We start from the raw sequence: 12102 nt of genomic DNA on the forward strand, positions 1-12102 counted from the left end.
TGAATCGTCCGATTCAGGTGGGTTGGTGTGCATATACGAATCTTCGGTGATCAAAAGCCCAAGCGAACATCCAATTGTGGGGGCGAGCCTGCTCGCGAAGGCGATTTGGCATACACCATGGATGTTGATTGACACGACCCCTTCACGAGCAGGGAATGGGCAACCCACCCGTTAAGCCCGGCACCCGGTCGGCGCCCGGCGGCCCAGCGCGATCAAACAAGCTATGCCAATCAACCCCAACGCAACCGTAAAAGAGACCTGCATCCCACTGGCAACCGCCTCGGGATGCGCGATACCGACCGTCCCCGACGCCATAGCAAACACTGCCCCCAATACCGACGCCCCGGTGATCAACCCCAGATTACGCGACAGGTTGAGCAACCCCGACACCACCCCCCGCTGTTCCGGCTGAACATCAGCCATCACCGCCGTGTTATTGGCCGTCTGAAACACCGCATAACCCAATGTGATCACTACCATGGGGGTGATGTAGCCGCTGATTCCCAGGCAGCTCGGCAACGCAGACAACAGCCCGCAACCGAGCGCGATGGCAATCAGCCCAAAGACGGTCATGCGCCGGGCGCCGAAGCGGTCGGCAAGACGCCCGGCAGGGACTCCGGTCAATGCGGCGACCAATGGCCCGACCGACAGCACCAGCCCGACCCCGACGGCGTTCAGTCCGAGGGCCTGCGACAGATAGAACGGTCCGATTACCAGGGTGGCCATCATCACTGTGGTCACCAGTAGACTCATAACCAGGCTGCCGCTGAGCTGTCGATCACGGAACATCGCCAATCGAATCAACGGCGCAGTCACGCGTTTCTCAACCCACACAAACAACCCGATCCCCACGCAAACCGCCAGCAGCAATGCGATGTTGAGCGGGCCGAAATGGCCGCGTCCCAGGGTCATGGCCAGTGCGTAGGCGGCAAGTGTCAGGGCCAGGAGCAGGGTGCCCAGCGGATCGAAAGCGGGCCGTGATATTTCCGGTTGATCGGCAGGCAAATAGCGCCAGGCGAGCAGCAGGGTCAGCAAGCCCAACGGCACCGTGATCAGGAAAATCGCCTGCCAGCCCAATCCGGCGATCAACACACCACCAAGAGACGGTCCCATCGCCGTGCCCATGGCCGACATCGTGCCGAGCAAACCCATGGCGCTGCCGGTTTTCTCTTTCGCTACGGTCTCGCCTGCCAATGCCAGGGTCAGTGCCATCATGATCGCCGCGCCGAGCCCTTGCAGCGCCCGCGCGCCGATCAACAGTTCCAGGCTCGGCGCCAGGCCGCACAGGGCCGAGGCCAGGGTAAATACACCAATGCCGCACAACAGCAGACGGCGTCGCCCCGTCAGGTCACCGAGGCGCCCGACGCTGACGATCAACGTGGTGATGACCAGCAGGTAGGCGAGGACGATCCACTGCACCTGTTGAAAGGACGCATCAAACGCCTGCGCCAGCGTGGGCAAAGCGACATTGGCAATGCTGGTGCCCAGGGATGACAACAACATCGACAGCGACAGACTGACCAATGCCCACCTGACGGACAGTGCCCGTTGCCCGCGTTCTGTGACGGCTGTTGCGCAATTCATGCTGTACCTCATTTCTGGCCACTCCCGATTGGAGCTACCGCAAAGCTACGCCCGCGCCTAACATGGCGGAAGGCGCACCGGTTGCACTTGATACATGCGCCAGACGCCACCTCACAAAGCCACGGTGCAAACCATGTCCACGCCAGATTTCAACTTGCTGATTACCCTGGATGTCCTGCTGGCAGAGGGCAGCGTGGCCCGCGCTGCCAAGCGCTTGCGGCTGAGCCCGTCGGCGATGAGCCGGGCGTTGGCGCGCTTGCGGCACACCACCGGCGATCCGTTGCTGGTCCGGGCCGGGCGCGGCCTGGTGCCGACGCCGCGAGCGCTTGAATTGCGTGAGCGGGTTTGCCAATTAGTGCAGGACGCCGAATCGGTCCTGCGCCCGGCCGAGCAACCCGACCTCAAAGGCGTGGTGCGCACGTTCACCCTGCGCACCAGCGAAGGTTTCGTCGAAAACTTCGGCGCCGCACTGATCGCACGTATCGCGGAACAAGCGCCGGGCATACGCCTGCGCTTCATGCACAAACCCGACAAGGACAGCACGTCATTGCGCGACGGCACGGTCGATCTGGAAACCGGTGTCGTCGGCAAGGCTGCCAGTCCGGAGCTGCGGACCCAGGGTTTGTTCCGTGACCGTTTCATCGGCGTGGTGCGAGCGGGGCATGCGCTGGAGGAGGGCGAGATCACACTTGAACGCTATGCGGCGGGCAGCCACATCAGCGTGTCCCGCCGTGGTCTGGACAAGGGGCCGATCGATGAAGCACTGGCGCCCCTTGGCCTGCAACGACACATAGCAACCATCGTCGCCGGTTTCTCCACCGCGCTGGCGCTTGCCCGTTCCAGCGACCTGATCGCCAGCGTGCCGCAACGCCATACCGCCAACCTGCGATCCGGCCTGCACAGCTTCGCACTGCCGCTGTCCCTGGCGGAATTTACCGTGGCCATGCTCTGGCATCCACGGCTGGATGCCGACCCTGTACATCGCTGGTTGCGGGGGTGTTTGAGGGAGGTATGTGAGCAATAGTGCACCTATAACCAACTTTTTTAGTTGGATTTAAAAGGAGTGGGATTGATATTGAAATAATGGCTGTTACTCTGATGAGACAACCGCAGTTAATTGGGTTGGTTTGGTCATAAGTGCGCGCGATTTTAATATAAAAAAATATTGAACTTATAAATTCGTGTATTGTATTTCCCCCTGTAATAGCAAACAGGTAGCGATTGATAGTCAGTCGCAGTCGAGTGGAAAGTGGCGATACGCTTCGAATGATGGCAATTAACTAGTAATGGCATTTGTATTGTTAGTTAGTTTGCTATTTTGTTATCTGTATGAAAAATAACGTTTTTATTTTTGAGTTCTGGAAAATTGATAAGGTGCACTTCGGTGGGGCGCTTGAGAGCGGATTTTATTATTTGACGAACTTCCGATGTTCGAGCTGTCAAAAAATAACTTCACATTTAAGCTCGCGCTTCTGCGAAGCGGTGCTAGTGTTGGTATCTCTCGTTTAATCGCATTTCTCTTGTCTTTGGTAGAGGGCGTGTGCCATGCCGATTACAAATCCACGGATCGCGATACTCGGTAATAGAGTTCCAAGCGCGAATCTTCCCGAAATTGCACACTTTACGGATCTCGGCAGCCTGTTGGCTGTCGCCGCATTCGATGTCGTGCTGCTGGACATGCCCGGCACCCATGCGGGAAAGGTTCTTCGCAAATTGCGCTCCATACCCCCTTATCGCTACACCCTCATTTATTGCTGCCGGGATCAGGATGCTTTGTGCGAAGCCCTGGGAGACGGTCCTTGCCCGGCCGACTCCAACGAAATCAAAACCAAATGGCGGGGGTGGCTTGATCGTTTCAAGCTGTTCAATCAGGGCACAGCCCCCGAACGCTTCGAGAGTCGGGTGCTGTCCTGGCTGTGGATGCGCGACGATGCCCGAATCTACGCCCTGCGAGACCCTGAAGTCCCCCAGCATTATCGCTATCCGCTACTGGATGCCTTGGCGGATAGCGAGCAAGTCAACGCGTTTGTCTGGTTGAGCCTGGTGGCACAGCAGAACTGGCTGGAGGAGGGGGTGCTGGTCGACCGGGTGCGCCTCTGTTCGGATTGTGGTTCGGGGCGGCTCAATTACATCGATGTGTGCGCCGAATGCCACGCCCTGGACATTTCCCGGCAACCTTCATTGCATTGTTTTACCTGTGGCCATGTCGGGCCTCAGGAGTCCTTCCTCAAGGACGGGGTGCTGCTATGCCCCAACTGTCTGAACCGTCTGCGTCACATTGGCAGCGATTACGACCGCCCGATGGAGAACTATCGCTGTCGTTCATGCCAGGCTTTTTTTGTCGATGCCGAAGTGCAAGCGCGTTGCCTGGACTGCGGCCTGTCGCACACGCCCGACAAGTTGCGGGTGCGGGAAGTCAGGGATTACCAGCTGACCGAAGCCGGGCGTTTCCGCTGTCGCCAGGAGTTCAGCGACCATTCGGCCCAGCATTTCGGTCGGCTCAGTCTGTTGGGTGGCAAGGATTTCTATGACCTGTTGAGCTGGCAGATCCAGCTCGTGCGCCGCTACCCCGACCCTCCCTTTTCGTTAATCGGTCTGCGTTTCGTCAACCTGGCCGGGACTTTATCGCGCCTGGGCGAACAGCGCAGCCACGCCTTCATCGATAGCGTCACCGATCGCTTGAAGGAAACCGTGAGGGACACCGACCGCTGTTCGCGAAGTACCGAAGAGTTCTTCTGGATCATGCTGCCCCATACCGATGCCAATGGCCTGGCAATCGTCAAGCAACGCTTGGGCAAGGTCGCCGAACTGTTTTCCGCGCCGGAGATCAGCGACATTTCCCTGCGTGTCATCAGCATCACCGCACCCCAGGATCTGCTCGATCAGGAAGACGGTGAACTGCTCCTGGCCCGTCTGGCCAGTGAACTGGGGTGATGCCATGAGCCCATTGATGGAGCAACTCTACAACCTGCTGGTTGCGTTCATGGGGACGGACGGGCTGAGCCGTTTGTTCTACATGCTTTTTCCATTGTTCCTGCTGTTTGAACTGCCGCTGATGATCATGGTGTTGCTCGGTGTCTTGCGCTGGTTCACACAGCGCCGCAGCCGGGTGCCCAAGATCAGCGTCTATCGCCCCAGGGTGTCTTGCATCATCACCTGCTACAGCGAAGGGATGGACGTGCAGACCACGCTGCTGAGCCTGTGTGAGCAGACGTATCAGGGCCACATCGAGATGATTCCCGTGGTGGATGGCGCCACGATCAACCAGCCGACGCTAAGTGCCGTGCGCAGTTTTTATGTCGATCCGCTGTTGTATCCCAGGCGTCATTTACGGCCGATTGCCAAATGGCAGCGGGGCGGGCGGGTGTCGTCCCTGAACGCAGGCCTGTCGCTGGCCAGCGGTGAAATCGTGATGGCGCTCGATGGCGATACGTCCTTTGACAACAACATGGTCAGCTCCATCGTGCGGCATTTCGAGGACCCCGCGGTGCCGGCGGTGGCCGGCAGCCTGCGTGTGCGCAATGTGTGGGGCTCGTGGGTGACCGCGATGCAGGCGCTGGAATACCTGTTGTCGATCCATATGTCGAAAATCGGCCTGTCCGAATGGAACCTGGTCAACAACGTCTCAGGCGCCTTTGGTGCGTTTCGTCGCAGCTTCCTGGTGAAAATCGGCGGCTGGAACACCCACACCGCCGAGGATCTGGACCTGACACTGCGTATCAAAAGCTACTTCAAACGCCACGACCTGCGGATCCCCTTCGAGCCCGAAGCGATCGGTCATACCGACGCACCGGCAACGCTCTGGCAGTTTCTGATGCAGCGACTGCGCTGGGATGGTGACCTGTTTTTTCTGTACATCCGAAAGCACAACCGCAACATCGACCCGAAATTGCTGGGTTGGAAAACTTTTCTGATGATCCTGCTCACAGGCTTCTTTTTCCAGCTGGTATTGCCGTTTCTCATCTTCAGCTACACCTTGCTCGCTTTGTTCGTTCTGCCGGGCAAGACCCTGCTGTTTCTGTTTGTGCTGGTGTATCTGCTGTACCTGATGATTACCACGCTGTTGTTTTTGGCCATGTTGCTGATGGTGTCCGACCGACCCCGGCAGGACATGGTCCTGGGGCTGCTGGTACCGTTTTTTCCGCTGTTCATGCTGATCCTGCGGTGCTGGAGCGCGGTGGCCATGCTCAACGAGATGTTCCGTCGCGGGCATGAAGAAAGCTCGATGGCGCCCTGGTGGGTACTCAAGCGAGCCACGAGGTTTTGATATGCGATCGCTACTCTATGTCCTCGCCTTGTGCCTGGCCGGCGCATTGACGGTGCAGGCGGCACCATCGAAGTGGTCCCAGGCCAGTTATGTCTGGGACAGCGAAGCGCTGCTCGATCCCGATCAACGGGCAAACGAACTGGCGGCGCTGCACAAGGCCGGGATGGACAAGATCTACCTGGGCCTGAAGGCCGCGCAGATTCATGACCTGGCCACCACGCGCCAGCGGCTGGAGCAATTGCTGCAGCAAGCGGCGGCCGAGGGGATGCAGGTGAGCCTGTTGCTGGGCGATCCGGAATGGATCAAGCCAGAAGGGCGCCATCAACTCACCGATTTACTGGACAAGCTCAAAGGCCTGGCATTCACCAGCCTGCACCTGGATCTGGAAGTCGAGCAGCTGGGTGTTCCCGTCCCTGATCAACGCTTGAAAGACCTGCTCGGGACCTTGCGCATGGCCGCGGCGCAAAGCCCCTGGCCAGTGGAAATGTCCAGCCATCATCGCTGGTTCGCCGAGCCCAAGCCCGGGCAAACCTGTGTGCCCTGTGCGCTGCCCGACGCAGGGGTGCGTCAGGTCAGCCTGATGATCTACACCCGCAACCCGAAAAACAGCGCGCGCATGGCCGAGCAGATCGCCAGGCGCTGGCCCGCGCTGCAATTTCGTCTGGCGCAAAGTACCGAGCCGCAACTGGATGCCACGGAATCCTGGGCCGGCGCGTCGACCGAACAGTTGCAACGCCAGACCAGCGCCTGGCGCGAACAACTGCAACCCCTGGGGATTGCCGGCATCGACTGGCAAGCCTGGCGAGACTTTCCAAAACGGTGAGCCGTCATGAAGATTCGTTTCGATAGTCGCAAGGAACTGAACCCAACTCAGGAGCAAGGTTTGAGTGTGCTTTACGCCCCGAGCAAACGCGCGGCGTTTCGTGTGCGCTGGTACCTGATCCTGTTATTGGTGGCCAGCCCATTGATCTGGCTGGGCGGCAAGCTGGTGTACGGCATGCTGATGATCGACGCGCCGGCGCAACTGCGCTTGCCGATTCTGGAGGTGCGCGCGCGGGATGCCGGTCGGGTCGAGCAACTGTTCGTCAGGGCCGGTGACCAGGTACGGGTCGATCAACCCCTGGCCAATCTCGACAACCCCGAGTGGCGCGCCCGGTTGGCGCAACTCTCCGCTGTCCCGGCCAATACCACGCGCTTGAGCAATGCCAAACTCGGTGGCCGGGAGCGACAATTGCTCAGGACCCGAATCGCCCGCTCGGAAGACCGCGTGAGGGTGCTTGAGGACCTGGTGGTTCGTGGCGCCGTGTCGCGGGGCGAGGTGCTGGCCGCGCAGTCCGAACTCGACAGTTTCAAGGCGGACCTGCTGGCGTTCGAGCGCCGCGAGCAACTGGCCAATCAACCGTTGAGCGACGAGCGTGAGAAGGCTGAACGCACCGCCGAGCAAAAGTGGTTGCAGACGCGCCTGGCGGCGTTGCCGGTCAAGGCCGCGCAGAGCGGGCGGGTGGCGGAAGTGCTGGTCAATCCCGGCGAAAACGTCGGCGCCGGCACCTTGCTGATGCGCATCGAGCAACTGGACGAGCCGCTGCTATGGATCTATCTGGAACCGCTGAATATCAGCTACGCCGGGATCGGCCAGCCGCTGCGCGTGCGCATGCCCGACGGCAAATGGCTGACGGCCCGCGTGGTGCAGGCGGTCGACAGCGCCGGCCGCACGCCAACGGTGTTGCGCGGGCCATTTGCCGCCAGCGAAATGGGTCTGCAGGTCGCCGCCAAGTTCGATCAGCCGCTGCCGCCGCGTTGGCGCATAGATCAGCTGCCGCTGAATGTTCGCTTCCCGACTGACTGGCAACAAATGATCACTGACAGTCGTGAGCTGATTCAGGAATTGGGCGAGTTTATCGCCATGGCCAAGCCCGAAACGAACACCGTGCCTGGCGATAAATGAACCCGCGGTTCACAAGTATTGATTGCGGCGCGCGGTGGCAGCGACCTCGGCTGCCAGCAAATGCTCGGCCAGCACATCGTTGAGAAAGCGGAATTGATCGTTGAGCCCGACCACTTCGTTGTTGAAGTGATGACCGGCTGCCGGAATCAGCAACGCTTCGAATTTTTTGTCGAACACCAGGGTCAACACTTTACGAGACTCGAATTGCTGCGAGTAGTAGTTGTTGCCGTACACCGGGAAGCTCACGGCCAGGGTGACTTCGTTGATCATGACGTGCGCTCCTCGGACAGGACGAACCAGCCAAATACGCTTAACGTGAAGGCCGTCAGGGCCAGGCAGGTCAGGAGATGGATTAGCATGGTTCGACCCTCCGCTTCAGGGTTTCGTGTTGGGTTGCAATTGATCCTACGCTGACGGTTGGCGGGCGGAAGGCAATCGTGGCGATGGTGAATATCGATAGGAGTGATGGTCGGTTTGTGGTGATCGTTGGGGCCTATTCGCGGGCAAGCCCGCTCCCACAGGATGTGCGCCATTTTGAAATCGGCGCAGGACCCTGTGGGAGCGGGCTTGCCCGCGAATAGGCCAGAAAGTCCACCATCAAAGCCAACCTATACTCAATTCAGGGCCTTTTGAGCGCCGGGCATTCGGTCCGGCACCAACAGTTGGGAACCGCGATCTTGAACCTGCGTTCGCTGATCGTCGCCGTGCTGGTAGTGTTGGCGGGGTGCGTCACGGCCCCCCGCGCGCCAGTGGAAACGCCGCAGGTCATGATTTCGCCGAGCACCTGGCAGCAAGTGGACCGGGAGATTGTCGCAGCGTCGCAATCGGCCACCGAGCAGACCAGAATCTACGCCCGCGGGGCCATGGATTACTGGCGTACGCGGGTCTACCAACTGACCGAAGAGAACTTCATTCCCTGGTTCAGCAGCTACTGGACCCAGGAATGGCTGTCGATGAAAGTCAGTTGGTACACCCTCAACGCCAAGGGCGAGCAGGATGCCTCGGAAAAACGCCTGGCCGCTTATTTGCTGGAGCAATACCAGGAAAAAGTCCTGGCGCCGGTGGCGGTGGAGATCGATCCCGATCAGATTCTCAGCCTGGCGTCGGCGTTCTACGTGGACATTCTCAAGGAAGACCTGCAGCGCATTTCCCAGCGCCATGGCGTGCCCATCGCCCAACTCAATGGCCGCATTCAGAAAGTCCCGGCCATTGCCCTCGGGCCACCCTCGGCGCGTGACGCCTCGTTGTATCAAGTGGTGTACGCCGAGCCGTTGAATAACCTGCCGGCCTACGCCGCGCTGGTCGACAAGATCCATAAGGCCGGTGGGGACAAGGGCGTGGATTCGACCGACACCGCGATGGCACCGGTCGCCAAGCGCGCCAGTCGACGAATCGAAGCTGAAATGGCGCCCCGTGGTGCGGCCAGCGCCGTGGCCGCGGCAGCAGGAAAACTGGCCGGTGCTCTTATTTCGGTGGGCGTGGCGGGGATCCGGGCGATTATCCAGGCCAACGACCGGCCGGACAGCGAGGCGCTGATTCGCAGCAGCCTGGGCAATACGTTCGACAAGGCCTGGACCAAGTTGGTACAGAACCCGACCACCGGTGTCATGGCCGGCACCCTGTACATGGCGGGGCAGATCGAGGGCAACCTGGCCGGCAGCGCTGCACCGCCGGTCGGTCTGGAGGCCGGCCATGTCGAATGGCAGCCAAGCCAATCGACTAACCAGCGAATCAACCCATGACTCCAGGAGAACCCTCATGTCTTACGTGAATGCTTTTGTCGCTGCGGTGCCCACTGCCAACCGTGATAAATACAAGAAACACGCCGAGATCGCCGCCGGGCTTTTCAAGGAAAACGGCGCCTTGAGCGTGGTCGAGTGCTGGGGCAGTGACGTGCCTGACGGCAAGGTGACATCGTTCCCGATGGCGGTAAAACTGAAAGCCGACGAAACTGTTGTGTTCGGCTGGCTCATCTGGCCCGACAAGGCCACCAGCGATGCCGCGATGGAAAAAATGATGGCTGACCCGAGGATGCAACCAGACGTCAATCCCATGCCGTTCGATGGCCAGCGGATGATCTTCGGTGGTTTTGAAACGATCGTGAAGGCGTGAACACCCCGGGCAGGATCACTCGGATGAGGGGGTGATCCTGCAACTCTTGCGGTTACGAATCTCGCTGTCGGTTGGCCGCTCCTTGACGAACTCGAAGCGCGGCTCCCCTTCGTTGTAGTGAACCAGCCAGCCCCATTCCAGCTCGGATTCATCCTGACCGGGTTTCGGTGGGACGGCCCACCATGGCTCTTTGCTGATGATTTCTCGCATGGCCCCCTCCAGTTGAAGCGTGTTTGCATGAACTATAACTTGGATGTCAGGAGGTGCCACGAATGAGCGACGAATCCCATGAGCCGTTCAAACGGCTGTTTTTTGCCCTGGACTGCGCGCCGGCGCAACGCAAGGTGATTGCCCAATGGCGCAGCGCCTTGCAACTGAGGAATGGGCGCCCGGTGCCAGCGGAGAATTTTCACCTGACCCTGAAATTCCTCGGGTCGGTCGCCACGGCGCAGATTGCCGATATCTGCAAGGCTGCCGCGTCAGTGCGCACCTCGGACGAGCGCTTGACCGTGGTGCTGGATCGGCTGGACGTCTGGCGCAGGGCAGGGGTTCTGGTGTTGGCGCCGGAGCAGGCGTCGCCAGCATTGTTGCGCCTGGTGTATGACCTGGAACAGGCCGTATTGCCGTTTGTATCGGGGGATGCACCACGGGAGTTTCGCCCACACCTGACCCTGGCCCGGGATTTTCGCGCCCCGGTTCCCGAGTCCGCCACGCCACCGGAGTTTTTCCTCCGTGCCGACCGCTTTACCTTGTTCGAATCGCACAAGGGCCGGTACATATCGCTGGCCTCGTGGCCATTGGGTACTTCGTAGCCCAAATAAAAAAAGGCGCCCAAGGGCGCCAAACTCACCTTAACCGAGGAGCCAGGTGAGGCCGTTCATCGGAGACGAGTGCAGCGGTGGTAAGGCGCTGCGTGAACGGAAATGGGAAAATCCGTTTCTATGTTGAATGTTCTGGCCCCTTCGCGAGCAGGCTCGCTCCCACAGGGGGAATGCATTTCCATTGTGGGAGCGAGCCTGCTCGCGAAGGCGGCATCAGATTCAGCAGCAATGTTCAGTGAACTATTTACCGAGTTTCACCTTGGTCCAACCCCGGGTCATCACGCGCTGCACACCAATGGGCATGTCAGGGATGGCATACAAGGTCGCCATGGTTTCCTGGGACGGATACGAACCCGGATCATTGCGAATCGCTTCATCCACCAACGGCGTGGCCGCCGCGTTGGCGTTGCTGTAGCCGATGTTGTTGGTGATCTCGGCGATGATGTCCGGGCGCATCAGGAAGTTCATGAACAGGTGAGCGTTCTCGACGTTGGCGGCATCGCGGGGGATGGCGACCATGTCGTAGAAACTGCCGGCGCCTTCTTTCGGGATGCTGTAGTCGATCTTTACCTTGTCACCGGCTTCCTGGGCGCGGGCCTTGGCCTGCAGCACGTCGCCGGAATAACCGACGGCCACGCAGATGTTGCCGTTGGCCAGGTCGGAGATGTATTTCGACGAATGGAAGTACGCCACCGACGGGCGAATCTTCATGAACAGCGCTTCGGCTTGTGCGATGTGTTGCTTGTCCTGATCGTTGACCGGATAGCCCAGGTAGTGCAGGGCGGCCGGGAGCATCTCGGTCGGTGAATCGAGGAAGCTGATGCCGCAGGCTTTCAGTTTTTCCGCGTTTTGCGGCTTGAACAGCAAATCCCAGGAATTGGTCGGGGCGTTGGCGCCGAGGACTTCCTTGACCTTGTCCGGATTGAACCCAATGCCGATCGAGCCCCACATGTACGGGAACGCATGGGCGTTATCCGGATCGCTGGCAGAGGCGTTTTTCAGCAGCACCGGGTTGAGGTTTTTCCAGTTCGGCAGCTTGGATTTGTCCAGTTCCTGATAGACGCCGGCCTTGACCTGCTTGGCCAGGAAACTGTTGGACGGCACGACGATGTCGTAGCCGGACTTGCCCGCCAGCAGGCGCGCCTCCAGGGTTTCGTTACTGTCGAACACATCGTAGGTCACCCGGATCCCGGTCTCGTCTTCGAACTTCTTGACGGTGTCCGGGGCAATGTAATCCGACCAGTTGTAGACGCGCAGAACCTTGTCATTGGCCTGGGCGCCCGTAACCATCGCGCCCAATAAGGACAGTGTCAGCAGAGTCCTGCCAAACATTTTCATCGGTACAACTCCATTGTTTTTATTCAATTGACGCA

At 59.6% G+C, this 12102-nt stretch carries 12 protein-coding genes; 8 read left to right on the forward strand and 4 right to left on the reverse strand.

The features are described 5' to 3' along the window. Positions 1 to 171: 171 nt before the first annotated feature. Positions 172 to 1584 carry an MFS transporter gene (locus AC07ZE_RS12510; RefSeq protein WP_207264981.1) on the reverse strand — a complete coding sequence of 471 codons (1413 nt, stop codon included), beginning with the start codon at positions 1582 to 1584 and terminating at the stop codon, positions 172 to 174. A 133-nt stretch (positions 1585 to 1717) separates the two neighbouring features. On the opposite strand from AC07ZE_RS12510, the gene AC07ZE_RS12515 reads away from it, so the two are divergent. From AC07ZE_RS12515 to AC07ZE_RS12535, 5 genes are all read left to right on the forward strand, one after another. Then, positions 1718 to 2608 (forward strand): LysR family transcriptional regulator, encoded by an 891-nt coding sequence (locus AC07ZE_RS12515; protein WP_207264983.1) that lies wholly within the window; start codon positions 1718 to 1720, stop codon positions 2606 to 2608. A gap of 521 nt (positions 2609 to 3129) precedes the next feature. Further along, entirely contained in the window at positions 3130 to 4518 is a 1389-nt protein-coding gene (locus AC07ZE_RS12520; protein WP_207264992.1) for a TackOD1 domain-containing metal-binding protein, read from the forward strand. 4 nt (positions 4519 to 4522) lie between these two features. Next, positions 4523 to 5851, forward strand: coding sequence for a glycosyltransferase family 2 protein (locus tag AC07ZE_RS12525; RefSeq protein ID WP_207264994.1), 1329 nt, complete (start codon positions 4523 to 4525; stop codon positions 5849 to 5851). A gap of 1 nt (position 5852) precedes the next feature. Then, positions 5853 to 6674, forward strand: coding sequence for a hypothetical protein (locus AC07ZE_RS12530; protein ID WP_207264996.1), 822 nt, complete (start codon positions 5853 to 5855; stop codon positions 6672 to 6674). Positions 6675 to 6680: 6 nt separating this feature from the next. After that, positions 6681 to 7796: an HlyD family secretion protein gene (locus tag AC07ZE_RS12535; RefSeq protein ID WP_207264998.1), complete on the forward strand. Its 1116-nt coding sequence runs from the start codon at positions 6681 to 6683 to the stop codon at positions 7794 to 7796. A 9-nt stretch (positions 7797 to 7805) separates the two neighbouring features. Here the strand turns inward: AC07ZE_RS12535 and AC07ZE_RS12540 are convergent, their stop codons facing one another. Continuing rightward, positions 7806 to 8066, reverse strand: coding sequence for a hypothetical protein (locus tag AC07ZE_RS12540; RefSeq protein ID WP_207265000.1), 261 nt, complete (start codon positions 8064 to 8066; stop codon positions 7806 to 7808). A gap of 407 nt (positions 8067 to 8473) precedes the next feature. Here AC07ZE_RS12540 and AC07ZE_RS12545 point away from each other — a divergent pair, with 407 nt between their 5' ends. Beyond that, on the forward strand, positions 8474 to 9538 hold the full coding sequence (locus AC07ZE_RS12545) for a hypothetical protein (RefSeq protein WP_207265002.1): 1065 nt from the start codon (positions 8474 to 8476) through the stop codon (positions 9536 to 9538). 16 nt (positions 9539 to 9554) lie between these two features. Next, positions 9555 to 9908, forward strand: coding sequence for a DUF1428 domain-containing protein (locus AC07ZE_RS12550; RefSeq protein ID WP_207265004.1), 354 nt, complete (start codon positions 9555 to 9557; stop codon positions 9906 to 9908). A gap of 15 nt (positions 9909 to 9923) precedes the next feature. Here AC07ZE_RS12550 and AC07ZE_RS12555 read toward each other — a convergent pair whose 3' ends face one another. After that, positions 9924 to 10118, reverse strand: a complete 195-nt coding sequence (locus AC07ZE_RS12555) for a hypothetical protein (protein ID WP_137806460.1) — start codon at positions 10116 to 10118, stop codon at positions 9924 to 9926. A gap of 62 nt (positions 10119 to 10180) precedes the next feature. On the opposite strand from AC07ZE_RS12555, the gene thpR reads away from it, so the two are divergent. Beyond that, entirely contained in the window at positions 10181 to 10720 is a 540-nt protein-coding gene (gene thpR, locus AC07ZE_RS12560) for an RNA 2',3'-cyclic phosphodiesterase (RefSeq protein ID WP_207265006.1), read from the forward strand. Between the two features lie 249 nt (positions 10721 to 10969). Here thpR and AC07ZE_RS12565 read toward each other — a convergent pair whose 3' ends face one another. Further along, entirely contained in the window at positions 10970 to 12067 is a 1098-nt protein-coding gene (locus AC07ZE_RS12565) for a polyamine ABC transporter substrate-binding protein (protein ID WP_207265008.1), read from the reverse strand. Positions 12068 to 12102 lie beyond the last annotated feature (35 nt).

The sequence above is a fragment of the Pseudomonas sp. GW101-3H06 genome (genome assembly GCF_059424605.1).

What these genes read in the sequence shown, in the direction of transcription:
- AC07ZE_RS12525 (WP_207264994.1), top strand. Translation starts at nt 4,523, where the DNA reads ATGAGCCCATTGATGGAGCAACTCTACAACCTGCTGGTTGCGTTCATG.
- thpR (WP_207265006.1), top strand. Translation starts at nt 10,181, where the DNA reads ATGAGCGACGAATCCCATGAGCCGTTCAAACGGCTGTTTTTTGCCCTG.
- AC07ZE_RS12510 (WP_207264981.1), bottom strand. Translation starts at nt 1,584, where the DNA reads ATGAATTGCGCAACAGCCGTCACAGAACGCGGGCAACGGGCACTGTCC.
- AC07ZE_RS12565 (WP_207265008.1), bottom strand. Translation starts at nt 12,067, where the DNA reads ATGAAAATGTTTGGCAGGACTCTGCTGACACTGTCCTTATTGGGCGCG.
- AC07ZE_RS12515 (WP_207264983.1), top strand. Translation starts at nt 1,718, where the DNA reads ATGTCCACGCCAGATTTCAACTTGCTGATTACCCTGGATGTCCTGCTG.
- AC07ZE_RS12555 (WP_137806460.1), bottom strand. Translation starts at nt 10,118, where the DNA reads ATGCGAGAAATCATCAGCAAAGAGCCATGGTGGGCCGTCCCACCGAAA.
- AC07ZE_RS12530 (WP_207264996.1), top strand. Translation starts at nt 5,853, where the DNA reads ATGCGATCGCTACTCTATGTCCTCGCCTTGTGCCTGGCCGGCGCATTG.
- AC07ZE_RS12535 (WP_207264998.1), top strand. Translation starts at nt 6,681, where the DNA reads ATGAAGATTCGTTTCGATAGTCGCAAGGAACTGAACCCAACTCAGGAG.
- AC07ZE_RS12550 (WP_207265004.1), top strand. Translation starts at nt 9,555, where the DNA reads ATGTCTTACGTGAATGCTTTTGTCGCTGCGGTGCCCACTGCCAACCGT.
- AC07ZE_RS12540 (WP_207265000.1), bottom strand. Translation starts at nt 8,066, where the DNA reads ATGATCAACGAAGTCACCCTGGCCGTGAGCTTCCCGGTGTACGGCAAC.
- AC07ZE_RS12520 (WP_207264992.1), top strand. Translation starts at nt 3,130, where the DNA reads ATGCCGATTACAAATCCACGGATCGCGATACTCGGTAATAGAGTTCCA.